Genomic DNA, 25,161 nt, shown 5'->3' on the forward strand with positions numbered 1-25,161 from the left:
GCAGTTTTGCCGACCCTTTTTTTACGTGTGTCCATTTTGAGAATCTAATGCGGTCTCAGCTTCTTCGCATGTTAACATCAAATGCCAGCGTCATTCGCTCTCCCAAGCCAAAGGGCTGGGTGCCGTGATAAAATGTGCTGGGAAACAACACCAGATGGCCAGCTTGCGGCCTCACGCTCGTGCTTGGCTCGATATCCAGGGCGAGGTCATGGGGCGGCCTGCCTAACTCGAACCAGCCGGCAAATCTGTCCGTATCGCTTTCGTCTGGCAACACCCAATAACTCGCTGATGAAATATGTCCTTCCGGATGGATATGCGGCTTGTGGTGCCCGCCATCGGTCAGGCGCACGGACCAACTACCGCGGAAGCGCCAAGCTTGTTTCTTCCAGCGGAATAGCGGGTGACTGCTGTCCTGCTCTGGCCATCCCGATATAAAGCGGTTGACTGCGGCAGCTATTCGGTCGCGCAGCAGCCGTGCCATATCAGCATCAAAGGTCAGTATCGCACCACCTGTCTGTGTACCATGTCGCAGCGATTGGCCGGTGGGGGCGGCTTTGGCCTTGTGTTGTGCACGCAGCCAATTGGCGGCTACTTCTATGTCATCGGCTGACATTCCGAGATCGAGATTGGCAGTCACCTTGTCAGGGTCATGCAACCATAAGTGCTTCTCGTTTTGGCCGGTTACGCGCCAGATACAGTCTATCAGCGCCCAAGCACTTATATCCCCGCCATGTCGCTCCAATTGCTTTTGCAACAGGTTTTCTGCGTCGCCAAAACGCCGCCGCCGAATCAGATGGCGCGCCAGCGTGAGCGGTGGGATGGGGTAACGGCTTTCGTCCAACCCCGCCAAAAGCCGCTCCGCATGGTCCAGCTCTCCCGCCATGCCTGCGGCGCGGGCCTCGGTGAGCCGAACCTCTGGATGAACATTGGCCTGTCGCTGACCGGCCAGCATGGCCAATGCCTCTGCTGGGCGATCCTGTTGCATGATAAGGTCCGCAAGCGCGATGCGCAGCTCGCTATTTCCACGGGCCTGTTCTGTTGCGGCGGCCAGCGCATCTTCCGCCTCCTTCTCGCGTCCCGCCTCGCTTAGTAAGGCAATATGATCGGTGATCAGCTCCGCGACCAACGGATTGTCGGCCTTCGTATCACCGAGCGCTTCAAGCGCTGCCGCATAATCACCCTGGCTAGCCAGTGCCCGAGCATGATCGCGAAGCAGCGCAACATCGCTCAAATTCTTTTCCCGGGCCCGTTCGAACAGCGCTGGCGCTTCTGCCCGGCCTCGACGCATGGCGAGCCGCGCCTGCATTGCGAGTGCGTCTTGATGCTGCGGCTCTTGGGCAAGCAGATCGGCCAGATGTTGCTCGGCGTGTTCCTCCTGACCATTGGCCAGGGCCAATTGGCTGCGTAGCCACAGATGCTGTACATCTATGCCAGCCGTCGCGTGATCGCGCGCCATAAGCTGCTCAGCGCCAGCCAAATTCCCGTCCGCTAGGCATAGCCGGAACAAAGTCGCAATGGTCGCGCGATTATGGGGCTCCAATTGCATCGCTGTCCGCAAAAGCTGCACCGCCATCTTCGACTGGCCGCCCATTTCTGCGGTTTGTGCCGCCAATTGGATCAGACGGACATTGCAATCATCCTGCGCCAGCGCCTTTTGCAGCAGCGTTCGCGCTGTGGCGATATCACCCTTGGCTATAGCCGCCTCGGCTTGATCTCCAAGGCGGCTGCTATCGGTCACGCTGCCTCAGTCACCGCCATGGAGAGCGCGCCATCGCCATCGGCTATGGTCACGGTCTGTCCATCGCCAAGGTCGCCGCGCAGGATCATGTCTGCTAGCGGGTCCTGCACATAGCGTTGCACCGCGCGTTTCAGCGGGCGGGCACCATAGACCGGGTCATAGCCGACCCGTGCCAGCCATTTGCGGGCGCTTTCCTCCAACGCGATGGTGATCTTGCGGTCTTTGAGCAGCTTTTGCACCCGCGCGACCTGCAGATCGACAATCGGGGCCATATGCTCTTCGCTCAAGCGATGGAACAGGATGATCTCGTCCAGTCGGTTTAGGAATTCGGGACGGAAATGGCCGCGCACGACTTCCATTACCTGCGGTTCGACATCATCGACCGTCTGATCGTCGGTCATAGCGGCGAGATGCTGCGCACCAAGGTTCGAGGTAAGGATGATCAGCGTGTTCGAGAAATCAACCTTGCGTCCCTGTCCATCGGTAAGATGGCCGTCATCGAGCACCTGCAGCAGCACGTTGAACACATCATTATGCGCCTTCTCGACCTCGTCGAACAGCACCACTTGATAGGGGCGGCGGCGCACCGCTTCGGTGAGCACCCCACCTTCATCATAGCCGACATAGCCCGGAGGCGCACCAATCAGGCGGCTGACCGAATGCTTCTCCATAAATTCGGACATGTCGATACGCACCATCGCCTGATCATCATCGAACAGGAACCCGGCGAGCGCCTTGGTGAGCTCGGTCTTGCCGACACCGGTGGGGCCTAGGAACAGGAAGGAACCGAGAGGACGGCCCGGATCCTGCAAGCCGGCGCGCGAGCGGCGTACCGCCTTGGCGACGGCGCTTACCGCATCGCTCTGGCCGATAACACGCTTGCCGAGATGTTCTTCCATTTTAAGCAGCTTGTCGCGCTCACCTTCCATCATCTTGTCTACCGGAATGCCGGTCCAGCGCGAGACCACCGAGGCGATATCCTCATTGGTGACTTCCTCGCGCAGCATCGCGCCTTCGGTGGCTTCGGCAGCTTCGTCGAGTTGGCGCTCGAGATCCGGGATGGTGCCATAGGAGAGCTCACCCGCCTTGGCGAGGTCGCCCGCACGCTGTGCTTGGTCCAGCTCTATCCGAGCAGCATCAAGCTGTTCTTTCAGAATCGCTTCGGCCTGAATCTTGTCGCGCTCATTCTGCCAGCGGGTGGTGAGTTCGCTTGATTGCTGCTCAATCTCGGCCAGCTCTTTTTCCAGATTGCTCAGACGGTCGCGGGCGGCATCATCGCTTTCCTTGGCCAGCGCTTCGCGCTCAATCTTGAGCTGGATGATACGGCGATCCAGCGCCTCAATCTCTTCGGGCTTGGATTCCACCTCCATGCGGATACGGCTTGCGGCCTCGTCCATCAGATCGATGGCTTTGTCGGGCAGGAAACGGTCGGAAATATAACGGTGCGACAGAGTGGCGGCGGCGACAATCGCACCGTCGGTGATCCGCACACCATGATGCAGTTCATATTTCTCTTTCAATCCGCGCAGGATTGAGATGGTGTCGGGTACATCGGGTTCATCGACGAACACCGGTTGGAACCGGCGTTGCAGCGCCGCGTCCTTCTCGACATGCTTCTGATATTCATCAAGCGTCGTCGCACCGATGCAATGCAGTTCACCGCGCGCGAGTGCTGGCTTAAGCAGATTGGAGGCATCCATCGCCCCTTCAGACGCGCCGGCACCGATCAGCGTATGCATCTCGTCAATGAAGAGGATCATCTCGCCCTCGGCACCGCGCACCTCGTCGAGCACGGATTTTAGCCGTTCCTCAAACTCGCCGCGATATTTCGCACCCGCGATCAACGAGCCCATATCGAGCGACATCAGGCTGCGGTCCTTCAGGCTTTCCGGCACATCGCCATTGGCGATACGCAGCGCCAGCCCTTCGGCGATCGCGGTCTTGCCGACGCCCGGCTCGCCGATAAGCACCGGGTTATTCTTGGTGCGGCGGGCGAGGATCTGCACCGTGCGGCGGATTTCCTCATCGCGGCCGATTACCGGGTCGAGCTTGCCTTCGCGTGCGGCTTCGGTGAGGTCGCGGGCATATTTCTGCATCGCTTCATAGCTGTCCTCTGCACCCGCCGTCTGCGCCGTGCGCCCGCCGCGCAGATCGTTAATCGCCTTGTTGAGATTGTCTGGCGTCACTCCGGCTTTGTGCAACACCGTGGCGACATCCTGCCCCTTGACCAAAGCCGCAGCCAGCAGCAGCCGCTCGACGGTGACAAAGCTGTCTCCGGCCTTCTCGGAAATCTGTTCGGCCTGATCGAGCAGGCGCACCGCATCATTGTCCAGCCCCGGCGTCTGTTGTGCGCCGCCGCCGGAAACCTGCGGCACCTTGGCCAGCAGCGCGTCAATCTCTTCCTGTGCGACCCCGGCATTGCCGCCAGCACGTGCGATCAGGCCAGCAGCCATACCCTCTGAATCCTCGAGCATCGCCTTGACGATGTGCGCTGAGGAAATGCGCTGATGGTTCATGCGGATGGCGACCGTCTGGGCGGACTGCAAAAAGCCTTTGGCGCGGTCGGTAAATTTGTCGATATTCATTTGGGGCGGACTCCTTCTCTACCTCTCCAGATAGTGTTGTATTTTTACAACACAAGATGCTGGTGGCATTTCCCTTCTCAAAAATTGAGCGGCGCCATATTGGCTATGGACCGCATTCCTGCCCGCCGATAATGTGTCTCCTATGACACTGATATTCAAGCGCCTTGGGGCCACTCTTTTCATCCTTTTGCTTCTTGCCGCTATCGCGCTGGCTTTTTGGGAGCCATGGTTTGCCGATGAAGCCAGCGCTCCGGCAGAACGCAGCTATGATGTCGAGATATTTCGCGATGATTACGGCGTGCCGCATATCTATGGCAAAACCGATGCAGACACCGCCTATGGCATAGCCTGGGCCCATGCCGAGGATGATTTTGCGACGCTGCAGGAAGTCGCGGCGATGACGCGGATGCGACTGGGCGCGATCACTGGTCAGGATGGCGCGCAGGTGGATTATGTTGCACATCTGCTCGATGTGCGCGGCACGGTGGATCGCAAATATGATGCGCTGCCCGAGGATGTGCGTGTTTTGCTGGATGCCTATGCGGCAGGTATGAACCGCTATGCCGAGACGCATCCGGAAGAGGTGCGGCTGTCTGGCCTTTTCCCGATCAATGGCCGGGATATCGCTGCCGGTTTTGCGCTGCGCTCGCCATTTTTCTTTGGCCTGAACAATATTGTTGGCCCCCTTGTCGCTGGCAAGGAGTTGAGAGTTGATGGTGGCCCGCCGCTTGGGAAAGGGCAGAAGGCTCTAAAACAAGAGACGGCTGAGAGGCGTATTGAGACCGAGACCGCACGGATGACTCCGATAGGGCGCCATCCTGAGCTGAATGGCTCCAATGCCTTTGCGATTTCGCCCGACCGTTCTTCTGATAATATCACCCGTCTCGTCTCCAATTCTCATCAGCCATGGGAAGGGCCGGTCGCATGGTATGAGCTGGTGGTGCATAGCGAGCAGGGCTGGGACTTTGCCGGGGCGACCTTCCCCGGCTCACCTTATCCATTTTTGGGCCACAACAAGAATCTCGGCTGGACCAACACCGTAAACCGTCCCGACTTGATCGACGTCTACGAACTTGAAGTCGATGAAGCAGGCGAGAAGTACAAGCTCGATGGTGAGTGGAAGCCGCTAGAGAGCAAGCGGGTCTGGTTGCGCGTCAAATATGGTCCGTTCACCATTCCCTATCCGCAAATAGTCTATCGCTCGGTGCATGGTCCGGTGATCAAGAATGACAATGGCTATTTCGCCTTCCGCTATGCCAGCCTCGATGACCTGACTCAGCTGACGCAATATTTCCGGCTGCAAAAGGCGAGCAATTTCGACGAATGGCAGGCGGCCATGGCGATGCAGGGCGTGCCAGCGACCAACTTCATTTACGCTGACAAGGATGGCAATATCGGCCTGTTCTACAATGCCCGTTTCCCCGAGCGTAAAGCCGGTGTCGATTGGCGCTCCATTGTTCCGGGCGATCGCTCTGATCTGATCTGGCAAGGGCCAGTGGACTGGGCGGTGGTACCCAAGCTGATCAACCCGGAGTCCGGCTATGTGATGAACGCCAATAATACGCCCTATATGGCCGCGGGCCCGGGCGATGAGCTGGAGCGCAGTGACTTCTCGCCGCTGCTAGGCATTGAGGAGAATTGGACCAACCGCGCCGAGCGCGCGATTGCGCTGCTGGAAGCGGTCGGACCGATTGGCCGCACGGAGCTGGAGCGGGTCAAATATGACAAGGGCTATGCCCAGAGCCATTATCCCAAACTTTGGATGGACAAGCTGTTGGCGGTCGATCCTGCCAGCGATGATGATCTTGCCGAGGCACAGCGCCTGCTCAAGGCCTGGGACTGGACCATGGACGGGGAAGGCGAGGGTGATGCGTTGGCGGCATGGCTGATGAATGTCGCTCTGTTCAATGCGCCGGAAGGCCGGCGTCTGGCCGATGATCTGGATGCGAAAGAAGAGCTGCAAAAGGCGGTCGACCATCTCAACACCCATTTCGACTCGATCGATCCTCCGCTGGGCGATTTGATGCGCCTGCGTCAGGGCGATGTCGATTTGCCCTATCTTGGTGGCAGCGACGCGCTGCGTGCCGCGACTCGCTGGGAGGTGGATGATGATGGCAGGATTTACATCATTCATGGCGACAGCTTCCTGATGTTCGTTGAATGGGATGAAGAAGGCAATGTCCGCTCAGAGTCGATCCAACCCTTTGGTGCCGCTACGACACGGCCAGATAGCCCTCACCATACCGATCAGGCGCCGCTGTTTGTGAAGCAGCAATTGAAGCCGGTACTGTTCACCCGCGAGGCTTTGCTCGCAAGTGGCGCCAAGCCCTATCGCCCGGAATAGAGCGATAAACGGCTTGAGCCGGGCGCATCCGATGCTAAGACAGCACGGTGCTTAGACAATTTGAGTAAGGAGAAGATTATGTCCGTAGCAGGTTCTTATGATTGCGTAACCAAATCCCCCATGGGCGACCAGACCTCTGTACTGACCGTCAATGTTGATGGCGACAGCTGGACCGGCGAAAATGCAGGCCAGATGGGCACGCTGGAAATTACCGACGGCAAGGTTGATGGCAACACCCTGACCTGGACCATGGACATGAAAGTGCCGATGCCGATGAAATTGGAATGTGAAGCCACCGTCGATGGTGATTCGCTGACCGGTACCGTCAATGCTGGCGCGTTCGGTAAAATGGCGATGACAGGTACCAAAAAAGCCTGATTTCGCTGAGAAGCAACAAGTAAAAAGCCGCGCGAACCAGAGAGGTTCGCGCGGCTTTTTCTATGCGTCTATTGCGGCTGGTTACTGCACGGTCACCGTCACTGCACGACGGTTCTGCGCCCAGGCGGCTTCTGTAGAGCCGAGAGCTTCGGGGCGTTCCTTGCCATAGCTGATCACTCGGATGCGCGAGGGCGCAACGCCGAGTGTTACCAGATAGTTCTTTGCCGCATTGGCGCGCCGCTCGCCAAGAGCAAGGTTGTAGTCGCGGGTGCCGCGCTCATCGGCATGGCCTTCAATTACAATCTGCTTGCCGGGATAGCGTGACAGCCATTGTGCCTGACTCTGCAAGGTAACCTGATCATCGCTGTCAATATTGAAGCGGTCGGTGTCAAACAGCACCCGGTCTGAACGCACTGACGCAATAAAGTCAGCCTGACTGCCGGGGACCGGGCCGGTCTGGACCGGCAGTTGCCCCACCGGGCCCTGCGAAGTAGGAGTTTGCGCCACGGGTTCGGGTGGCAGCTCGGGCGGGGCCTTCTTGCCACAGGCCGCCAGCGACAGAACTGATACAGAAATCAGGGCAGCTCGACCGAGATGCCGACTGGTGAGTGTGTTTGAGACGGTCCGTATCATTACTCTTCTCCTTGACTGTGATCAGCTAGCCTATGCTCGTATCATAGTATTGCTGATAGATATTCCCCTGAAAACTGTGGCCTCTTATTGCCTGAACCTTGGCCTAATGGACACAGACTGCACTATTATGACTTTGCTTATGGCAGCACCGGACCCCAGCTCGGGTCTGAGCCACTGACTGGTGTGCGCAAGCGTCGCTCGCTGGCGCCGGTCAAGTCCACCTGCCACAATGATGTCCTTCCTGACCCGCGCTCAGTGCGAAAAAACTGGATGATACGTCCATTTGGTGCCCAGGTCGGTGCTTCATCCTGCCAGCTATTGGTGAGCAGCCGGACATTGCCGCCACTGGGTGTCATAACGCCGATGCGGAAATTACCAGAGGTCCGAGTAAAGGCGATAAGGTCTCCGCGGGGACTCCATTCGGGTGTCGCATAGCGGCCACCACCAAAGCTGATCCGGCGTTGATTGCCGCCACTGGCATTCATCACATAGATTTGCTGCGAGCCGGAGCGATCGCTTTCAAAAACGATCCGACTGCCATCGGGCGAATAGCTGCCGCCGACATCAATGCCCGGCGAATTGGTCAGCCGTTTCGGGCGGCCACCTTGGGCCGAGATGCTGTAAATATCGGTGTTGCCTGCGACCGCCATGGAAAACAATATGGTCTCGCCATCGGGTGACCAGCGCGGCGCAAAGGTGGCGTTGGTTGTGGTGAACACCCGCCGCTGTTTGCCGCTGCCGACATCATAAATATAGATGCTGGGGCTGCCGTTGAGATAGCTGAGATAGACAATCGACTGGTAATCGGGCGAGAAACGCGGGGTTAGCGCTGTTGCCTGCCCATTGGTGATAAAGCGGTGATTGGCCCCATCGCTGTCCATAATCGCCAGCCTTTTGGTGCGATTATCCTTGGGCCCGGTTTCGGCGATATAGGCGATACGGCTATCAAAAAACGGGCTTTCTCCGGTTAGCCGCGAATAGACGGTATCGGCGCATTTATGCGCGGCGCGGCGCCAATCGGCTGGCTCGACGACAAAGCCCTGGCGCGTCAATTCACTGCCGAGTGCGACATCATAGAGATAGCAGCCGACGGTGATCCGGCCATCGGGCATGGCGCGGACAAAACCCTGAATCAGCGCCTCGGCATTGCGTCCCTGCCAATAGGGGAATTGCGGGCTGGTAACCTCACCAAAGCTGATATTGCGTACTGCATTGCGGCCTTGCGGTTTGAACAGGCCACTGGAGCGCAGATCGGATACCACGACATCGCTGATCCGCTCGCCCAGATCATCGGTATCACCTGCCGGAGTTGGCGCATTTTGCGGCGTTGGCAGTGCAGGCACGGCGATGGAGATTTCCGCATTGGCGCTATCATCGGTGACGCGACCCTCCAGCGGGGTACCGGTCTGTGCTTCCTCGGTGGGTTGCGCTTCGTTTCCGTCCTGAGCGGATACCGGGGTGGATAGCATCATCAAACCAGCTATGAAGCCGAATGTACGCGAGAAGAGGGACATCACAATTTCCTGTCAAACTGGTAGCGGACGGATTTCCAGCTATCATAAAATTTTTCGGGCAATGTATCGAAAGGCTGGGCATCAAGCACGGCCTTTATCGCGCGCTCGCAATGGAGTGCCTTTTGCGGTCGGTTGCTGGCATTGACGCCGGACTGGTTGACACAGCGCGGCTTACCGGAAACGCGACCATCGCGGCCGAGCGACCATGATACGGTGGTCACCAGCTTTTCAACATCAGCGCCCGAGGGGGCGCGCCAGCGGGGTTTGAGCTTGCGGGTGATTTCGCGCTGTAGAGAGGCCGTCACCGCCGGGCCCGCCTGTGCTCCCGGGGCATTGCGGCTGCGGCTGAGCGATTCTTGGTCGGTCACGCCATCGAGAAAATCATTGCCCAATCGCGAGCCACGTTGCCTCCGGTCGGGGCGGCGGCGCTGGCTGCGGTCAACCGGCCTTGGTGGCGGTTTGGGGGCAGCGGCGAATTGGGTCTGCGTCGTTGGCTTGGTCACTTCGGGCGGCGGCACCTCATCCGGGGTTTCTTCCGCAAATTCATCGGGGGCAAAAGGTTCTATCTCGCCGACCTCCGGCGCCATGCTGGTGGCGGCTTCGACATTGGGTGTGGGCGAGGTATCCACCAGCCCGACTTCATCGGCGAGCACCACGGCTACCGATTGCTGCGGGACGCTCAACCCAGCGCGCGAGGCAATGCCCAGCGACAGCACCGCCAGCAATATGGCGTGACCGGTAACGGCAACGCCCAGTCCGATGGCTTCGGATTGCCTCATGACAGCGCCATTATCTAGCGTCACCAGATGAACCACCTGTGACCAGATCAGGATCAATCGTGTCGATGTCTGCGGCTGGGCGTGACGGGCCGGAAGTTTCGCCACCGGCTTGTGTTACCAGCGAAATTGTGTTCAGACCTGCGCGATTCAGCTCGCCCAGTACCAGGGCAACGCTGCCATAATCGAGGGCCCTGTCGGCGCGTAATGTGATCTGGGGTGCCTCTTCGCCCCCATCGGCTCGGATCGCCTGCAAGGCGGCGGGGAGGTCGCCGGGGCTGACTTCATCGTCATTGATATAGATGGCATTATCGCTGGTGAGCGAGATCTGCACCGGCTCGCGTTCCTGCTCAATCGGGTTGGCGCGGCTTTCGGGCAGTTCAATCGGTACGCCCGCCACCAGAAGCGGCGCGGTGATCATGAAGATGATCAACAGCACCAGCATGACATCGACAAAAGGCGTGACGTTGATCTCGGACATCGGCGCACGACCGCCGCGACCGCGCCGCCGTCCATTGCTTTGTCCGCCGCCCAGTTGCGCGCCCATAACTCTATGCGCCCTTTTCCAGCTCGCGGCTCAGCGTCGCATGAAAGCCATCGGCAAAGCGGAACAGCCGTGCTTCGAGCATATTCAGCTTATGCGAGAAGCGGTTATAGGCGATCACCGCCGGGATCGCGGCAAACAGGCCGATGGCCGTGGCAAACAAAGCCTCGGCAATGCCCGGCGCGACCACGGCAAGCGAGCTGTTCTGCTCGGCGGCAATGGCCGAGAAGCTGCGCATAATCCCCCAGACGGTGCCGAACAGCCCTACAAAGGGCGCGACACTGCCGACTGTGGCGAGAAAGTTCAGCCGTTCCGACATGCGGTCAATCTCTTCGGTAACGCTGGCATTCATCACCGTGGAAAGCCGCTGACGCGTCCCTTCGCGGTCGAGCTTGCCATTTGAGGTAGAACGCCGCCATTCGTCCACCCCGGCAGACAGCACCTTGGCGGCCGGGATATCATCGTCGCCGCGGGTCTTGTAAAAGGCATCAATATCGTCGGTCTTCCAGAAATCCGCCTCATATTTCTCGCTGTCACGCCGCGCACCGCGCAGCCGTCCGGCAACGCTGAAAATGATCGTCCAGGTCCAGATACTGGCCAGCGCCAGGCCGATCATCACCAGCTTAACGATGATATCCGCCTCCATGAACAGGGCGATGGGGGAGAGGGTGACGGTCTCGGTCGATAACCCCATTTGGTCGAGCATAGGCTGGTTGGTTCCTTTGGTTTATCGCGTTTTATTCGCTGACAAGAACGGAGTTGAACGCCTCAACCCATTGTTTTGGCTGCCGTGTCGGGCGGCCCTTGGGGTTGAGGAAAGCGGCTTTGACGTCGGCGGTGAAGATCAAATCATCATCGCGCATGACTCGTTGCTGAATATGGCACCCGGCGGCGCGGATTTGCGTCGCGCGGCTGGCAATGATCAGCGCATCATCAAATTTTGCCGGCAGATGATAACGGATATCCATGCCCATAATCGCATAGGTGCCGATACCGGCCTCATGCGTCGCGCGCTGATCAATGCCGATAGCGCGCAGCATATCGGTGCGCGCGCGTTCGCAGAAGCGCAGATAATTGGCGTGATAGACGATCCCGGAGAAATCAGTGTCCTCATAATATATGCGCACCGCAAACCAGTGCGTCCGGTCAACAAAGCGCCCGGCAAAGGGGGCGAGGTCCGCAGGTGGTTTCGCTTCGGTCATGAACAGGCAGATAGGCGGAAACACAGCCCATGAAAAGCGGCATCTGGCGCGCCAGAGTCACTGATCGCAATCGTGACTCAACTGGTCGCAATGGGCTGTGCTTAGCCGCTCAAGGCAATTTCGTTCATATTGAATCGTCATTGCGAGGAGCGAAGCGACGCGGCAATCCAGAGCAGAGCGAGATGCCCTGGATTGCTTCGCTTCGCTCGCAATGACGCTTTTGAGCATGATTGCAGTTCGGGAAAACGCGCCGCACAATGGTCAGCCCCGACGTTGGTAGCCAGACTAACCTTAAGATACCTCAATCGCTCAAAGGCATTTGCTGGGTTGCGCAATGGATGCCGCCGCCGACCTCACCTATGGGGTCGACATTGAGCAGGACAATCTCGCGGTCAGGGTAAAGGTCGGCCAGGATTGATCGGGCCTCTGTATCGGCCTCGGCATCGCCAAATTGCGCTCCGATCAGCGCGCCGTTGCAGACATAATAATTGACATAAGAGGCGACAAAATCCTCTGCCTTGACCCGGATATCATAGGGTTGCGGGATGGCTACCATCTCCAGTTTACGGCCCTTGGCGTCTTTGGCGGCGGCGAGAATATCATAGGTCTCATAGGCAGAAGCTGCGAACGGATCATCCGTAATATCGGACTCATCGGGCAGTTGGATCAATATGGTGCCGGGCTCTGGGAAACGGGCCAGCGCGTCGATATGATAGTCGGTGATATCCTGATCATAGACACCTTCAGCCCAGATCAGCTTCTCCGCACCCACTGCTTCGAGGATCAGCGCGGCAATCTCATCTCGTGAGCCGCTATTGCGATTGGGGTTCACCCAGCTTGATTCATGCGCGATCACGGTGCCCTCGCCATCATGCTCCAGCCCGCCCGGCTCGCCGACAAGGCCATTATTCAGCACCGGCAGGCCAAGCCGCTCGGCGACGCGCGCCGCCACGTTGCCGTCATGGCCATGCACCTGTTTGCCACCCCAGCCATTAAAGTTGAATTGGCGCACCGCCAGATCACCCGCATCATTGCGCACAAAACATGGGCCAGAGTCGCGACACCACAGATCATCGGTGGGGATGTCCCATATCTGCACCGCATCGCTCAACATCCGCCGCGCCGATGCTTTATGCTCGGCTGCCATCAGCATGGTCACCGGCTCAAAAGCGGCAATGCTGTTGGCGACATTGGCAATGCTCGCCTGCAGCATCTCGAGAAATACCGGATCGGGATGGACGCTGCGATTCACCGGCCATTGCATAAAGGTGCATTGATGCGGCTCGGATTCTTCTGGGAGGTAATAGCCTTTAGGATCAGCCATAGCGGCTTCTCCGGTGCAGGCAGTGAGAGCGGACACGGCGGCAAGCAGTGTCGCGCCGCCCAGCATCTGGCCCGCCTGCCTTCTGTTTAGCATGGGCGGGCGCATCGCGGATCACTCGGAGAAAAGATCGCCATCGACCGTTCCGGCTGGTGGCGTCAGGCCGAGATGCTTCCAGCCGCGATCATTGAGCTGGCGGCCGCGTGCTGTGCGGGCGATCAGGCCGAGCTGGATCAGATAGGGCTCAATCACATCCTCAATGGTATCGCGCGGTTCGCTGAGGCCCGCTGCTAGCGTCTCGACGCCCACCGGGCCGCCCTTATAAATATCGGCGATCATGGTGAGATAGCGCCGGTCCATCGCATCAAGGCCGAGCGCATCGACCTCCAACCGGGTCAACGCCGCATCGGCGGTTTTGGCATCCACAGTTTCGGCGCCCGCGACATTGGCAAAATCGCGCACTCGGCGCAGCAATCGACCGGCAACGCGCGGGGTACCGCGTGCGCGACGGGCCACTTCACGCGCGCCGTCCTCGGCGATAGCAAGGCCGAGCAGGCGGGCCGCCCGGGTAACGACGAGGAGCAGTTCCTCAACGGTATAGAAATTGAGCCGCACCGGGATCCCGAAACGATCACGCAGCGGCGTGGTCAACAGTCCCTGCCGCGTGGTCGCGCCGACAAGGGTAAAGGCGGGCAGATCAATCCGCACCGAGCGCGCCGATGGCCCCTCGCCGATAATGATATCGAGCGCGCGGTCCTCCATGGCGGGGTAGAGCACTTCTTCGACTACCGGATTAAGGCGATGGATCTCGTCGATAAACAGCACGTCGCCTTCTTCGAGATTGGTCAGGAGCGCCGCCAGATCGCCCGCCTTGGCAATCACCGGGCCGGAAGTCGCACGAAAGCCGACGCCCATTTCCTTGGCGACAATCTGGGCGAGGGTGGTTTTGCCCAGCCCCGGTGGACCGAAAAACAGCACATGATCCAGCGCCTCACCGCGCGCTTTGGCGGCCTCGATAAACACCTGCAAATTCGCCCGCGCCGCCTCCTGCCCGATAAACTCGGACAGGCTTTTGGGGCGTAGGGCGGCGTCGGCATCTTCTGTGGCACGCTCGGCGGAGATCAGGCGGTCTTCAGCTTCCATGGCCTTCACCTAGACAATATGGCCATGTGGTGAAAGCGGGAATTGGGTCGGGAATGTCCGCAAGGCTAATTAGCAAACTGCCGCTTAGCATCCATGGCGTCATGGAGTATGCGCAGTATCAACACCTGCTCAGCCTCAATGCGATAAAAGATGCGGTGGCGGCGATGGGTTAGACAGCGCATGTTTTTGCCCAGTTCTGTCGCGGGTTGACCGGATCGGGGATAGTCCTGCAATTGAGCAAATGCTTCCTTAAATCCGTGCATATAGCTTTGCGCAGCATCTTCGCCGAATTGCTCTATGCTGTAATCGTCGATTTCGTCCAAATCCGCTATGGCGGCGTTCGCGAATTCAACCAAGGCCATGGCGCTGTTTCCGCCGCGCTATCACATTCTCGATGACCGTTTCGGGCGTTTCATCGCTTACCCCCGAATCCAGCCCAATCTGAATCTGCTCGCGCAGCCATTCAGTTTCGGCATTGATGCTGTCCTGATCGCGGCGGATGATATCGCGGATATAGTCGCTGGCCGAGGCATAACGGCCTTCGGCAACACGGCTGTCAATCCACTCTTTCAGGGCGGGCGGGATGGAGACGTTTAGCTGAGTCATAGGTTTACTATAGAGAATTATAGGAAATTGTCGAATAAATATAGAACTTACGGTTAGCGTCCGACCTTTTTCAGCGCCAGCTTTACCAGGCCATCCAGATCGCTCGCATCGCCCAATTCCGCCTCTGCTGCGGCAACGGCGCGGGTGGCTTCGACCGGCTTGAAGCCGAGATTGGTAAGAGCCGAGACCGCATCGGCGCTGGCACTGCCTGCGGGAGCGGTGCCGACTGCACCCGTGCTGCCCAGATCAACGCCACCCATCTTGTCTTTCAGTTCATTGACGATGCGCTTGGCGAGTTTCGGGCCAACGCCCTGCGCGCGCGTCACCTGGGTCACATCGCCCTGGGCAATGGCGGTGCCCAGCTCTTCCGGAGTTAGCGCTGTCTGGATCGCCAGCGCGACCTTGCCGCCGACGCCCTGAACGCTGATCAACAGCCGAAAACCATCGCGCTCGGCGGCGCTGGCAAAGCCGATCAGCCGCATATCATTTTCGCTGACCTGCATTTCGGTGTGTACGGTAATGCTGTCACCACGCGCGCCCAGATTGGAGAGGGTGCGGGCTGAAGCATGGACCAGATAGCCGACGCCCTGTACGTCGATTATCGCGGTGTCGCTGTCGACATCGTCAAGTTTTCCGGTGAGTTTGGCGATCATCTTGCCGCTATAGCCGTTCGTGTCGAGCGAAGTAAATCCTCCCCGGGACGGGGAGGGGGACCATCTAAAGGATGGTGGAGGGGCACACTCGTCATGTTCAAGGTTGTGATAATATGCACGATTTCCATTCAGCACGTCTAGAAAACTGAAGACTATCAAGACAGAGTATTATGTTGCCTGTGCCCCTCCACCAGCTTTCGCCAAGGCTACAGCTGGTTCCCCTCCCCCAAAGGGGAGGATTTATCGATGATGCGCATGGGTAATCGCCACTGCCAATGCATCGGCGGCATCGGGGCCGCTGAGGGTCGCGCCGGGAAGCAACACTTTCAGCATCGCCTGTATCTGCGCCTTGTCCGCGCCGCCGGTGCCAACCACCGATTTCTTCACCAGCCGCGCTGCATATTCCGCCACCGGCACCCCGGCCCGCGCCGCGCCGAGTAAGACCACGCCACGGGCTTGGCCCAGTTTCAATGTCGATTGCGGGTTTTTGTTAACGAACACTTCTTCCACCGCCGCTGCATCGGGGCGGTGTTCGAGGATGAGGTCCTGTAAAGCACTGTCCAGATCGAGCAGTCGCGATGCCAAGGGCGCTTTGGCATTGGTCTTTATCTGGCCATTGGCGATATGCGCCAGCCGATTGCCATCTGCCTGAATCAGGCCCCAGCCGGTGGTGCCGAGACCGGGATCAAGGCCGAGGATGATCATGATGTCTTCCGTTCGTGTCGAGCGAAGTCGAGACACAGCTCTCTGTTCGCAATGGCCTCTCGACTACGCTGGAGGCGAACGGCTGTTGGCACCGTTAGGCCCCCAATTTCTCCATCACCTCGTCGGAAACATCATAATTGCCCCAGACGGTCTGCACATCGTCATCATCATCGAGAATGTCGATCAATTTCAGCAGTGTCTGCGCTTCGCTTTCGCCCACTTCTACCCTCGTGTGCGGACGCCAGGCCAGTTTCACGCTTTCCGCCTCGCCCAGTGCCTTTTCCAGCGCGCCGGCGACTTCGTGCAGATCATCCATGCTGGTCCAGATGTCATGGCCATCTTCGGACGATTCAATATCTTCCGCGCCCGCTTCCATCGCAGCTTCGAGAACCTTTTCCTCATCGCCGGCACTGCCGGGATAGGAGATCAGGCCGAGCCGATCAAAGCCATGCGCGACCGAGCCGGCCGAGCCCATATTGCCGCCATTTTTCGAGAAGGCGGTGCGCACGCTGGTGACGGTGCGGTTGCGATTGTCAGTGAGTGCCTCAACGATCAGCGACACGCCGCCCGGGCCAAAGCCCTCATAGCGGATTTCCTCATAATCATCGCCTTCGCCAGCGGTGGCCTTGTCGATGGCGCGCTGGATATTGTCCTTGGGCATGGACTGCGATTTGGCATTGTTCACTGCCAGCCGCAGACGCGGGTTCATATCCGGATCGGGCATGCCCATCTTCGCCGCCACGGTAATCTCGCGGCTGAGCTTGGAAAACATAGCCGAGCGCTTCTTGTCCTGCGCGCCCTTGCGATGCATGATATTTTTGAATTTGGAATGGCCTGCCATTTTAGTCTTTTCGCTTCAATATTTCAGATATCAGAATGGAACCGCGCAATAGCGGCAAAATTGCGGTGCTGCAATCACTCGACGGGTTATAGCCGCTCCGCCGTCACCGCCGTACCGGTCGCCGAGACCATCAGCATAGAGCCGTTCTGGCCGACCACCTCATAATCGAGATCAATGCCGACAACCGCATTGGCGCCCATATCGGCAGCGCGCTCCTGAATTTCGGCCATGGCTTCAGCGCGTGCGCGTTCAAGGACATTTTCATAAGAGCCCGAGCGCCCGCCCACCATATCGCGGATATTGGCAAACAGATCGCGGAACAGATTGGCCCCGACAATCACCTCGCCGGTGACGACGTTGAGGTATTCGGTGATGCGATAACCTTCCAGCGAAGGCGTAGTGCTGATCAGCAGCTTTTTATACATGGCCTTTCCTCCCTCTTCGATTGCCCCGCAACCATAGCAAAGCGGCTCGCTTGCGGCCATCATTGTAAGGGTTCAAACTACTCCAGACCCAGCGCAGATTTATAGGTGTCGAGCACGGCTTCCATTTCCTGCCGGTCATGCGTTTCCATTTTGCGCAGACGCACGATCTGGCGCATGATTTTGGGGTCATAGCCCTGCGATTTAGCTTCGGCATAAACATCGCGAATATCATCGGCGATGCCCTTTTTCTCTTCCTCAAGCCGCTCAACCCGCTCAATAAACAGGCGCAACTGGTCCGCGGCGACATTGCCTTCGCTCATTTCTTATCTCCTGCAAGAACAAGTCCGTGTTGCTATGCCAGCGGCCATGATTCGACCATTGGCTTGAGCGCGCTTTGCACAGATTTATCTTTCATTGCGTCGCTATTGGTGTTGATCGACAAACATACGAATGTGTCACGCTATTGACATGACGGGCTGACAGATATTCGCTAGCGCAGCGCACAAACCGGATTTTGAGGGGGCTGGATGACACAGGCTAAGACGGACAGCGCATCGGTCAGCGGCAAGCGGGCCGGGCGGCGCCATCGCAAGGTTAAGATCCTCGCCACATTGGGTCCGGCCAGCAACAGCCGCGATATGATCGAAGCGCTGTTTCGCGCCGGCGCCGATGCCTTTCGGATCAATATGAGCCATGGTGAGCATGAAGGCCATGCCGCAGCGATCGCGCATATCCGCAAGCTGGAGCAGAAGCTGCGCCGCCCGATCACCATATTATGCGATCTGCAGGGGCCAAAGCTGCGGGTTGGTAAATTTGCCGGGGGCGAGGCGATTATCCGCCATGGCAGCCACTTCACCCTGGACCGCGATGAGACACCCGGCGATGAAAACCGTGTCTGCCTGCCGCATCCCGAGCTGTTCGGGATATTGGAGAAGGGTGACCGGCTGCTGCTCGATGACGGTAAGCTGCGGCTGCGGGTCATCCGCGCCGACAAGGATGCTATTCTGACGAGTGCAGAGGTCGGTGGCAAGATATCCGACCGCAAGGGGCTGAACATTCCCGATGCGGTGATCCCGCTCGCGGCGCTGACCGAAAAAGACCGCAAGGATATGGCTTTTGCGCTCGATCAGGGCGCAGACTGGATCGCGCTCAGCTTTGTCCAGCGCCCTGAAGATGTTGCCGAAGCGCGGCGGCTGATTGATGGCCGCGCCGCGCTGATTGCGAAAATTGAAAAGCCGAGCGCGGTTAACCGGCTTGATGAAATACTGGAACTGTCCGATGCGGTGATGGTCGCGCGCGGCGATCTGGGCGTCGAAATGGCGCCCGAAGAAGTGCCGCCCTTGCAAAAGAATATCGTCGCGGCCGCACGGCGCTCTGGCAAGCCGGTGGTGGTGGCGACGCAGATGCTGGAGTCGATGATCACCGCGCCAACGCCGACCCGCGCCGAGGTTTCCGATGTGGCTACGGCGGTCTATGACGGTGCTGATGCGGTGATGCTGTCGGCGGAAACGGCAGCGGGCGAATGGCCGGTCGAATCGGTATCGATCATGGACCGTATTGCCGCGCATGTAGAGGGCGATCCGGGCTATCATGAGCGGGTCCACCTCACCGAAACCCTGCCCGATGCCACCACCGCCGACGCACTGGCGGCGTCCTGTGCACAGATTGCCGAGACTGTCAGTACATCGGCGATCGTCTGCTTTACCGGCTCGGGCTCCACCGCCCGCCGGGTTACGCGCGAGCGGCCCCTTGCACCGGTCCTGGTGCTGACCCCCACACGTGCCACGGCGCGACGGCTAGGCCTGTTATGGGGCGCACATGCCGTTGTGACCAAAGATATCGGCAGCTTTGAGGAAATGATAGGCAAGGGCAAGCGCATGGCGCTGCGCCATGGCTTCGGCCAGGCAGGAGATCGCTGCATAGCGCTGGCCGGGGTACCCTTTGGCACACCGGGTTCAACCAATGTGCTGCATATCGTCACCCTTACAGGCGATGAGCTTAAAGGCTATGAGCGCTAGGGTCAGGCCCCTAGAAACAGCGCGATGTTGTGAAACCGGTTCAAATTTTGTGCGTCGACAGCTAACAGGCGGGAGATATGTTCGCCATTGCCCGTCACTATCTATGCACTCTCTTTTGCCTCGCCATTCTGGCCTTTTTGTCGCCTTCGATAGCAGAAGCACAGATCATCTATCAGGATGACTTTGAGGATGGTGCCAGTGGTTGGAGCAACAACAGTACCGAAACCCACCCCAATTTCTCGCGCTATCTTGGCCGGTTTGACAATAGCCCGAACCAGACATCGCGTACGTTCACCGTGCCGGATGGATCGCAATCGCTGGTCATCGCCTTCGATTTCTACCGTTTCGATAGCTGGGATAATACCTCGCGCTGGGGTTTTGACCGCTTCCAGATCGACATTGATGGCAACCAAATTTTCTCGCTGCCGTTAACGCCTAATCCCCCCAGCCTGACCGGCAGCAACGGCAATGTCTCCTGGGTTTTCCAGCCCGTAGGCCCCTATAGCAATCAGGCCTATGGCCGCTGGCAGGATCAGCGGTTTCGCGTGACGATCACCATTGCCAATCCGCCCACAACGGTCGCCTTTACCCTGCGTACTGCGATCAATCAGGGGGGTAATGATGAATCGGGCGGGTTTGACAATATGCTGGTCGAGGCGATTCCGTTTCCTGCCGATGTAAATGTTACCAAGACCTCGGCGCTTGATCCGACCGCATCCTATCGCCTGCCCGGCGAGGCGGTGATCTATACTATAGAAGTAACCAGCGAGGGCGGGCCGCTGGATAGCGATACATTGCGGATTACCGACTTTCTGCCACCGGAAATAACCATGTTCACTGGCAACTTTGACGGCGCTGGTAACCCGGTATCATTCACCGACTTGTCCTCACCACCTTCCGGGATTACTTGCTGCACCAGCGCCAATCTGTCTTACTCTGACGACAGCACACCGCCGCTGACTTTCAACTATGCTCCCAATGGTGGCGAAGACCCCAATGTGACAGGGTTGGAGATTGCACCCAGCGGCCAGCTTAGACAGGGAACCACCAGCCCGGTTCGCCTGCGTTTTCAGTTGCGCGGCGTTATCAAGTGAGTACTGATCTGCGCAATGAAGAGATTGAGGCTAACGCCTGCCTAGCAAATCATGGCTTTCCAGTTCAGCCCGCAGGGCATCGGCATTTTGGAATTGATGCCCGACAAAGCCGCAGGCGCGGGCACTGTCGACATTGTCCTGACGGTCATCAATGAACAGCGTTGCCGACGGATCGACCTTAAAGCGGCGTTGAGCCAATTGGTAGATACGCGGATCGGGCTTCATCATTTTCTCTGCGCCGGAAACGATAATGTCGCCGAACAGATCAAATATTGGTGCTGTTGGACGGAACATGGCCCAGAATTCAACGCCGAAATTGGTGATACCGAAAATTGGCACCTCACGTGCATGAAGTTCTTCCACCAATGCCAGCGACCCTGGCACCGGTCCCGGAATAGTCTCCAGCCAGCGTGGGACATAGGCTTCGATCAGTTCTCGTTCCTCCGGCCATTCAGCGACCAGCTCGGCCACCATCGGCGCCAGTTCGCGACCTGCATCATGCTGAAAATGCCATTCCAGCGTCACGACATTGTCGAGAAACCAGTCAAGCCGCTCGGGGTCGTCGATCAGCTTGCCATAGAGTGCGCGAATATCCCATTGATAGAGGACATTGCCGACATCGAAAATGACATTGGATATCTCAGTCATAACACGCCTTGATGACTATTTCGGACAATAAAAAACCGCCCGGTCAAGGGGCGGTTTCTTATGGATTAACCGGTCGTCGCGGGCTTAGCCCTGACGCGCCTTGAAACGGCGGTTGGTCTTGTTGATCACATAGGTGCGGCCACGACGACGGATAACGCGGTTGTCGCGATGACGGCCCTTGAGCGATTTAAGCGAATTGCGAATCTTCATCTGTCATCTGCCTTGTTGTTCGCAAGCCATGAGCGCCGAAAACTCTTGATGGTCCGGCGGATCAGGTGACTCGCGTGTAATGCGAAGCCGGGCGGATAATGCAAAAGCGGGGGGCAAGTCAAGCGCGCATTGCGCTTAGCGACCGTGTTTTTCCGCCAGTTTCCGTTCCCATGCCAGCGCATCGCTGACAATCTGATCGAGATCATCATGACGCGGTTGCCAGCCAAAGCGTGCCTTTATCGCGCTATTGTCGGAAATCAGCGCATCAGGATCGCCAGCGCGGCGGCCCGCCATTTCGCGGGTTATCGGCCTGTTGGTGACGCGATCCACGGCATCCAGCACCTCCAGCACCGAATAGCCATGGCCATAGCCGCAGTTGAGGAAATGGCTTTCTTGCGGCGATTCGACTAGCTTTTCCAGCGCCAGCACATGCGCATTAGCCAGATCGGTAACATGGATATAGTCGCGCACACCGGTGCCATCGTCTGTATCAAAATCGGTGCCAAACACCGCGACTTTGTCGCGCTTGCCCAGAGCTGCCTCGACCGCGACCTTGATCAGATGCGTCGCCCCGGCAGTGGACTGGCCGGAGCGGCCCTCAGGATCGGCGCCAGCGACATTGAAATAGCGCAGCGCACAGAAATTGAGCGGATGTGCTGCAGCCACATCGCGCAGCATGATCTCGGTCATCAGCTTGGACATGCCATAGGGGTTGATTGGGCGCTGCGGGCAATCCTCGCGCACCGGTATCGCTTCGGGAATGCCATAGGTCGCGGCGGTTGAGGAGAAGATGAAATGCTTGACGTCGTCCTTCACCGCCGCCTCGATAAGCGCCCGGCTTTTGGCGGTGTTGTTGTGGTAGTATTTCAGAGGATCGCTGACCGATTCCGGCACCACTACCGACCCGGCAAAATGCATGATCGCGCCAATCTGATGTTCAGCGATGATTTTGCTCACTAAGCCAGCATCAGCAATATCGCCTTCATAAAACGACACATCATCGGCCACCGCCCAGCGAAATCCGGTGACCAGATTGTCGATCACCGCCAACGGCCATCCGGCATCGCGCAGTGCCAGCACCGCGTGGCTGCCAATATAGCCAGCACCACCAGTGACCAGAACGGTTGGACGTGATGGCTTGCTGGAATGTCCTAATGCCATAATAGACCCTTGGTAAAGAACGCTTTTGACTCGATAAAAGTCAGTAATCCGCGCTTAATGCGCAACCCTCTATAGCGCTAATGCCAAATGGTGAAGAACCAGTTGTTACAAGTCTGTACCCCATTTGGATCGCGCATTTGGGCCTTTTGGTCTATGCTGTCGCGATCAGGACAAGGATGAAGTCATTATGTTGAAGAGCCTTTCTGCCCGTAGCATCGCCCTTTTGCTCGCGCTTTGCGGCGCGCTTGTGGTCAGCGGATGCACCACACCTGTTGGCCCGGTCGAGGTGCGGCGATTCCATGTGATGGACCAGACGCCTGCTGCAACATCGGGCAGCATTGCTGTGGTCCCGGCAGATGGATTTGATGGCAACAGCCTTGAATTTCGCGCCTATGCCGCGGCGATTGCGCGTGAGCTTTCCGGCCTTGGCTATACAGTGGTCGATGCGGGTAGTTCGCCGGATCAGCTAGCGACATTGGCCTATGAGAGCCAGACGCGCAGAACCGGCAATGCCCGCAGCCCGGTCAATGTCGGCGTTGGCGGCGGCGGGGGCAGCTTTGGCGGCCGTGGCGGCGGCTTTGGAGGCCTGGGCGTCGGCTTTAATCTTGGCGGTGGCAGCAGCGAGCGTATCTTCACCCGCATGGAAGTGATCATTCAGCGCGCCGCTGATGATGTCCGCCTCTGGGAAGGCCAGGCGATCAGCGAAGCCAAGCCTGGTTCGCCCGAAGCGGAGCCGCAGCTCGGTGCGGCCAAGATTGCCGCGGCGCTGTTTACCGGGTTTCCCGGTGAGTCCGGCGCGACAATCGAGGTGGACTAACGGGGCCGCATCCGGCAACACAGCGCTATGCGCTTTTCCTGTCTGATATTGCTGGCATCTGCCGCATTGGTCACAGCCTGTACCACGCCCATAGCGCCGGGCGAGATAACCCGTTTTCATCTGCCCGAGCGTGCAGCGGAACTGGGGCGGGGCAGCATTGCCATAGTCCCGCTTGATGAAACCCAGCTATCGACCAGCGGCTATGCGGCCTTTGAGCAACGGCTGGCCCGGATATTGATCGGACAGGGCTATGATGTGGTCAATTCCGCCCAGAATAGCGACCAGATTGCCACTATAGACTATCGCCTGCTGGACACGCGCAATGCCGATGACCGGGCGATATTGACCGGCGGCGGCCCTGCGGCCATCGGCACGGGCGGCTCCGTTGGCGGCACGCTGACCATCCCTTTTGGCGGCAGCCCGCAACGTGTCTATTGCCGCTTGCGCGTTTCCATCAATGATCGTCAGCAAGGTGATGCGCTATGGGAAGCACGCGGCCAAAGCGAGGCCAAGCCCGGGACACCCGAGGCCACCCCTGCGGCCTGTGCCGATAAAATGCTCTCAGCGGTATTTAGCGACTTCCCAGGCCGCTCGGGTGAGACTATCTCGGTGCCATGATTCATGACATTTGCAGCGCATTCGATTCCGGCAATATTGTTGTCGTCGAGCAATCCGATACTCACGCCCGACTGACCATCAACAAGGACCGCGAGTCCGATTTCTTTCAATGGTTCCATTTCCGCCTCGCCGCCGATCCGGGCGAGGAGGTGGTGCTGGAGATTACCGGCCTCACAGACTCCGCCTATCCGCAGGGCTGGCCTGACTATGCCGCCTGTGTCAGCGAAGACCGAGACTATTGGGAGCGTGCCGAGAGCAGCTATGACAAGCAGAGCGGCACGCTGACCATTCGTCATATACCGGCTTCGGGCATCTGCTGGTTCGCCTATTTCGCGCCCTATTCTATGGAGCGGCATCATGATCTGGTCGCGGAAGCGGCGTCAGCGGAAGGTGTCGATTATCGCTGTCTCGGCCATAGTCTCGAAGGCCAGCCGATGGATTGCCTCGAAATGGGCGAGGGCGATATTCCGGTCTGGCTTTATGCCCGCCAGCATCCGGGTGAAACCATGGCCGAATGGTGGATGGAAGGGGTTTTGGAAAAGCTCACCGATCCCGCCGATCCCCATGCCCGGTTGCTGCGCCAAAAATGCCGGATTTATGTTGTTCCCAATATGAACCCCGATGGCAGCCGCCGCGGCCATTTGCGCACCAACTATGCCGGCGTGAACCTCAATCGCGAATGGCACGATCCGACGCCCGGGCGCAGCCCCGAAGTGCTTTGTGTTCGCAACGCTATGGATAAAACCGGCTGTGCTTTCGCCATAGATGTCCATGGTGACGAGGCGATCCCGGCGGTGTTTATCGCCGGTTTTGAGGGCATCCCGTCATGGACTGAGAAACAGGGCGAACTCTATCATCGCTATCGCAATCTGCTCGCCGCGCGCACGCCCGATTTCCAGACCGAACTCGGCTATCCAGTCGCGCCCAAGGGCAAGGCCAATCTTTCCATGTCGACCAATCAGGTCGCCGAGCGCTTTGCCAAAAGCCATGGCTGTGTCGCGATGACGCTGGAAATGCCGTTCAAGGACAATCGCGACCTGCCCGATGCAGAACAGGGCTGGAGCCCGGAACGCTGCAAGCGGCTGGGGGATGACTGTCTCGCGGTGCTGGCGGAGATGGTGGACGATTTCGCCTGAAGCGGTTTTGTCGCTTTCTTACAAGACCGGGAATAGGCTGCGTCATATCCT

Annotated in this window: 27 protein-coding genes; 7 read left to right on the plus strand and 20 right to left on the minus strand. The window is 58.5% G+C overall.

Going from position 1 to position 25,161, the window contains the following annotated elements; all coding sequences use genetic code 11:
• Window positions 1-55 precede the first annotated feature (55 nt).
• Window positions 56-1,738 (minus strand): tetratricopeptide repeat protein, encoded by a 1,683-nt coding sequence (locus RB602_RS03275; protein ID WP_317082914.1) that lies wholly within the window; start codon window positions 1,736-1,738, stop codon window positions 56-58.
• Entirely contained in the window at window positions 1,735-4,323 is a 2,589-nt protein-coding gene (clpB, locus tag RB602_RS03280) for an ATP-dependent chaperone ClpB (RefSeq protein WP_317082915.1), read from the minus strand. Before clpB ends, RB602_RS03275 begins: the two co-directional genes overlap by 4 nt.
• Before the next feature lie 142 nt (window positions 4,324-4,465).
• Between clpB and RB602_RS03285 the strand changes: the two genes are divergently transcribed.
• Window positions 4,466-6,667: an acylase gene (locus RB602_RS03285; RefSeq protein WP_317082917.1), complete on the plus strand. Its 2,202-nt coding sequence runs from the start codon at window positions 4,466-4,468 to the stop codon at window positions 6,665-6,667.
• 78 nt (window positions 6,668-6,745) lie between these two features.
• A complete protein-coding gene (locus RB602_RS03290; RefSeq protein ID WP_317082919.1) occupies window positions 6,746-7,045 on the plus strand; it encodes a hypothetical protein in 300 nt (99 codons plus the stop codon).
• Window positions 7,046-7,126: 81 nt separating this feature from the next.
• Here RB602_RS03290 and pal read toward each other — a convergent pair whose 3' ends face one another.
• From pal to RB602_RS03365, 15 genes are all read right to left on the minus strand, one after another.
• Window positions 7,127-7,678: a peptidoglycan-associated lipoprotein Pal gene (gene pal, locus RB602_RS03295; RefSeq protein WP_317082921.1), complete on the minus strand. Its 552-nt coding sequence runs from the start codon at window positions 7,676-7,678 to the stop codon at window positions 7,127-7,129.
• A gap of 137 nt (window positions 7,679-7,815) precedes the next feature.
• Window positions 7,816-9,192: a Tol-Pal system beta propeller repeat protein TolB gene (gene tolB, locus RB602_RS03300; protein WP_317082923.1), complete on the minus strand. Its 1,377-nt coding sequence runs from the start codon at window positions 9,190-9,192 to the stop codon at window positions 7,816-7,818.
• Window positions 9,192-10,076 (minus strand): energy transducer TonB, encoded by an 885-nt coding sequence (locus tag RB602_RS03305; protein WP_317082925.1) that lies wholly within the window; start codon window positions 10,074-10,076, stop codon window positions 9,192-9,194. Before RB602_RS03305 ends, tolB begins: the two co-directional genes overlap by 1 nt.
• The gene (locus RB602_RS03310) at window positions 9,982-10,515 is read right to left on the minus strand and encodes an ExbD/TolR family protein (RefSeq protein WP_317082927.1); all 534 of its coding nucleotides are present in this window, start codon (window positions 10,513-10,515) and stop codon (window positions 9,982-9,984) included. The genes RB602_RS03305 and RB602_RS03310 overlap by 95 nt, the downstream gene beginning before the upstream one ends.
• A 4-nt stretch (window positions 10,516-10,519) precedes the next feature.
• A complete protein-coding gene (gene tolQ / locus RB602_RS03315) occupies window positions 10,520-11,218 on the minus strand; it encodes a protein TolQ (protein WP_317082929.1) in 699 nt (232 codons plus the stop codon).
• A 31-nt stretch (window positions 11,219-11,249) separates the two neighbouring features.
• Window positions 11,250-11,714, minus strand: a complete 465-nt coding sequence (locus tag RB602_RS03320) for a YbgC/FadM family acyl-CoA thioesterase (protein ID WP_317082931.1) — start codon at window positions 11,712-11,714, stop codon at window positions 11,250-11,252.
• Window positions 11,715-12,015: 301 nt separating this feature from the next.
• Entirely contained in the window at window positions 12,016-13,131 is a 1,116-nt protein-coding gene (locus RB602_RS03325) for an agmatine deiminase family protein (RefSeq protein WP_317082932.1), read from the minus strand.
• Between the two features lie 18 nt (window positions 13,132-13,149).
• A complete protein-coding gene (ruvB, locus tag RB602_RS03330) occupies window positions 13,150-14,178 on the minus strand; it encodes a Holliday junction branch migration DNA helicase RuvB (RefSeq protein ID WP_317082934.1) in 1,029 nt (342 codons plus the stop codon).
• 65 nt (window positions 14,179-14,243) lie between these two features.
• Window positions 14,244-14,540, minus strand: a complete 297-nt coding sequence (locus RB602_RS03335) for a type II toxin-antitoxin system RelE/ParE family toxin (protein ID WP_317082936.1) — start codon at window positions 14,538-14,540, stop codon at window positions 14,244-14,246.
• Window positions 14,527-14,784: a type II toxin-antitoxin system ParD family antitoxin gene (locus tag RB602_RS03340; protein WP_317082938.1), complete on the minus strand. Its 258-nt coding sequence runs from the start codon at window positions 14,782-14,784 to the stop codon at window positions 14,527-14,529. Before RB602_RS03340 ends, RB602_RS03335 begins: the two co-directional genes overlap by 14 nt.
• 53 nt (window positions 14,785-14,837) lie before the next feature.
• Window positions 14,838-15,437, minus strand: coding sequence for a Holliday junction branch migration protein RuvA (gene ruvA, locus RB602_RS03345; protein ID WP_317082940.1), 600 nt, complete (start codon window positions 15,435-15,437; stop codon window positions 14,838-14,840).
• 240 nt (window positions 15,438-15,677) lie between these two features.
• Window positions 15,678-16,142, minus strand: coding sequence for a crossover junction endodeoxyribonuclease RuvC (gene ruvC / locus RB602_RS03350; RefSeq protein WP_317082942.1), 465 nt, complete (start codon window positions 16,140-16,142; stop codon window positions 15,678-15,680).
• A gap of 94 nt (window positions 16,143-16,236) precedes the next feature.
• Entirely contained in the window at window positions 16,237-16,983 is a 747-nt protein-coding gene (locus RB602_RS03355; protein WP_317082943.1) for a YebC/PmpR family DNA-binding transcriptional regulator, read from the minus strand.
• 86 nt (window positions 16,984-17,069) lie between these two features.
• Complete coding sequence (locus RB602_RS03360; protein WP_317082944.1) at window positions 17,070-17,408, minus strand: heavy metal-binding domain-containing protein; 339 nt, start codon at window positions 17,406-17,408, stop codon at window positions 17,070-17,072.
• 77 nt (window positions 17,409-17,485) lie between these two features.
• On the minus strand, window positions 17,486-17,728 hold the full coding sequence (locus RB602_RS03365) for a DUF2312 domain-containing protein (RefSeq protein WP_317082946.1): 243 nt from the start codon (window positions 17,726-17,728) through the stop codon (window positions 17,486-17,488).
• A gap of 207 nt (window positions 17,729-17,935) precedes the next feature.
• Here RB602_RS03365 and pyk point away from each other — a divergent pair, with 207 nt between their 5' ends.
• Both pyk and RB602_RS03375 read left to right on the plus strand, forming a co-directional pair.
• A complete protein-coding gene (pyk, locus tag RB602_RS03370) occupies window positions 17,936-19,426 on the plus strand; it encodes a pyruvate kinase (RefSeq protein WP_317082948.1) in 1,491 nt (496 codons plus the stop codon).
• 77 nt (window positions 19,427-19,503) lie between these two features.
• Window positions 19,504-20,520 carry a hypothetical protein gene (locus RB602_RS03375; protein WP_317082949.1) on the plus strand — a complete coding sequence of 339 codons (1,017 nt, stop codon included), beginning with the start codon at window positions 19,504-19,506 and terminating at the stop codon, window positions 20,518-20,520.
• Between the two features lie 30 nt (window positions 20,521-20,550).
• On the opposite strand, the gene RB602_RS03380 is transcribed toward RB602_RS03375, so the two are convergent.
• The 3 genes from RB602_RS03380 to galE form a co-directional block, all read right to left on the minus strand.
• Window positions 20,551-21,168 (minus strand): HAD family hydrolase, encoded by a 618-nt coding sequence (locus tag RB602_RS03380; RefSeq protein ID WP_317082951.1) that lies wholly within the window; start codon window positions 21,166-21,168, stop codon window positions 20,551-20,553.
• A gap of 84 nt (window positions 21,169-21,252) precedes the next feature.
• Complete coding sequence (ykgO, locus tag RB602_RS03385) at window positions 21,253-21,378, minus strand: type B 50S ribosomal protein L36 (RefSeq protein WP_004210176.1); 126 nt, start codon at window positions 21,376-21,378, stop codon at window positions 21,253-21,255.
• 135 nt (window positions 21,379-21,513) lie between these two features.
• Window positions 21,514-22,539, minus strand: coding sequence for a UDP-glucose 4-epimerase GalE (galE, locus tag RB602_RS03390; protein ID WP_317082953.1), 1,026 nt, complete (start codon window positions 22,537-22,539; stop codon window positions 21,514-21,516).
• 187 nt (window positions 22,540-22,726) lie between these two features.
• On the opposite strand from galE, the gene RB602_RS03395 reads away from it, so the two are divergent.
• From RB602_RS03395 to RB602_RS03405, 3 genes are read left to right on the plus strand one after another with little or no spacing between them, the layout of a single operon-like run.
• Window positions 22,727-23,356: a DUF4136 domain-containing protein gene (locus RB602_RS03395; RefSeq protein ID WP_317082955.1), complete on the plus strand. Its 630-nt coding sequence runs from the start codon at window positions 22,727-22,729 to the stop codon at window positions 23,354-23,356.
• Between the two features lie 27 nt (window positions 23,357-23,383).
• Window positions 23,384-23,974 (plus strand): DUF4136 domain-containing protein, encoded by a 591-nt coding sequence (locus RB602_RS03400; protein ID WP_317082957.1) that lies wholly within the window; start codon window positions 23,384-23,386, stop codon window positions 23,972-23,974.
• Window positions 23,971-25,110 (plus strand): M14 family metallopeptidase, encoded by a 1,140-nt coding sequence (locus RB602_RS03405; protein ID WP_317082959.1) that lies wholly within the window; start codon window positions 23,971-23,973, stop codon window positions 25,108-25,110. Before RB602_RS03400 ends, RB602_RS03405 begins: the two co-directional genes overlap by 4 nt.
• Window positions 25,111-25,161 lie beyond the last annotated feature (51 nt).

This window comes from Parasphingorhabdus sp. SCSIO 66989 (assembly GCF_032852305.1).
In the GTDB taxonomy this organism is placed as follows: Bacteria; Pseudomonadota; Alphaproteobacteria; order Sphingomonadales; family Sphingomonadaceae; genus Alterisphingorhabdus; species Alterisphingorhabdus coralli.

Coding starts and splice junctions, on each gene's coding strand:
- clpB (WP_317082915.1), bottom strand. CDS start 4,323: ATGAATATCGACAAATTTACCGACCGCGCCAAAGGCTTTTTGCAGTCC.
- RB602_RS03285 (WP_317082917.1), top strand. CDS start 4,466: ATGACACTGATATTCAAGCGCCTTGGGGCCACTCTTTTCATCCTTTTG.
- RB602_RS03290 (WP_317082919.1), top strand. CDS start 6,746: ATGTCCGTAGCAGGTTCTTATGATTGCGTAACCAAATCCCCCATGGGC.
- pal (WP_317082921.1), bottom strand. CDS start 7,678: ATGATACGGACCGTCTCAAACACACTCACCAGTCGGCATCTCGGTCGA.
- tolB (WP_317082923.1), bottom strand. CDS start 9,192: ATGTCCCTCTTCTCGCGTACATTCGGCTTCATAGCTGGTTTGATGATG.
- RB602_RS03310 (WP_317082927.1), bottom strand. CDS start 10,515: ATGGGCGCGCAACTGGGCGGCGGACAAAGCAATGGACGGCGGCGCGGT.
- tolQ (WP_317082929.1), bottom strand. CDS start 11,218: ATGCTCGACCAAATGGGGTTATCGACCGAGACCGTCACCCTCTCCCCC.
- RB602_RS03320 (WP_317082931.1), bottom strand. CDS start 11,714: ATGACCGAAGCGAAACCACCTGCGGACCTCGCCCCCTTTGCCGGGCGC.
- RB602_RS03325 (WP_317082932.1), bottom strand. CDS start 13,131: ATGCTAAACAGAAGGCAGGCGGGCCAGATGCTGGGCGGCGCGACACTG.
- ruvB (WP_317082934.1), bottom strand. CDS start 14,178: ATGGAAGCTGAAGACCGCCTGATCTCCGCCGAGCGTGCCACAGAAGAT.
- RB602_RS03335 (WP_317082936.1), bottom strand. CDS start 14,540: ATGGCCTTGGTTGAATTCGCGAACGCCGCCATAGCGGATTTGGACGAA.
- RB602_RS03340 (WP_317082938.1), bottom strand. CDS start 14,784: ATGACTCAGCTAAACGTCTCCATCCCGCCCGCCCTGAAAGAGTGGATT.
- ruvA (WP_317082940.1), bottom strand. CDS start 15,437: ATGATCGCCAAACTCACCGGAAAACTTGACGATGTCGACAGCGACACC.
- ruvC (WP_317082942.1), bottom strand. CDS start 16,142: ATGATCATCCTCGGCCTTGATCCCGGTCTCGGCACCACCGGCTGGGGC.
- RB602_RS03355 (WP_317082943.1), bottom strand. CDS start 16,983: ATGGCAGGCCATTCCAAATTCAAAAATATCATGCATCGCAAGGGCGCG.
- RB602_RS03360 (WP_317082944.1), bottom strand. CDS start 17,408: ATGTATAAAAAGCTGCTGATCAGCACTACGCCTTCGCTGGAAGGTTAT.
- RB602_RS03365 (WP_317082946.1), bottom strand. CDS start 17,728: ATGAGCGAAGGCAATGTCGCCGCGGACCAGTTGCGCCTGTTTATTGAG.
- pyk (WP_317082948.1), top strand. CDS start 17,936: ATGACACAGGCTAAGACGGACAGCGCATCGGTCAGCGGCAAGCGGGCC.
- RB602_RS03375 (WP_317082949.1), top strand. CDS start 19,504: ATGTTCGCCATTGCCCGTCACTATCTATGCACTCTCTTTTGCCTCGCC.
- RB602_RS03380 (WP_317082951.1), bottom strand. CDS start 21,168: ATGACTGAGATATCCAATGTCATTTTCGATGTCGGCAATGTCCTCTAT.
- ykgO (WP_004210176.1), bottom strand. CDS start 21,378: ATGAAGATTCGCAATTCGCTTAAATCGCTCAAGGGCCGTCATCGCGAC.
- galE (WP_317082953.1), bottom strand. CDS start 22,539: ATGGCATTAGGACATTCCAGCAAGCCATCACGTCCAACCGTTCTGGTC.
- RB602_RS03395 (WP_317082955.1), top strand. CDS start 22,727: ATGTTGAAGAGCCTTTCTGCCCGTAGCATCGCCCTTTTGCTCGCGCTT.
- RB602_RS03400 (WP_317082957.1), top strand. CDS start 23,384: ATGCGCTTTTCCTGTCTGATATTGCTGGCATCTGCCGCATTGGTCACA.
- RB602_RS03405 (WP_317082959.1), top strand. CDS start 23,971: ATGATTCATGACATTTGCAGCGCATTCGATTCCGGCAATATTGTTGTC.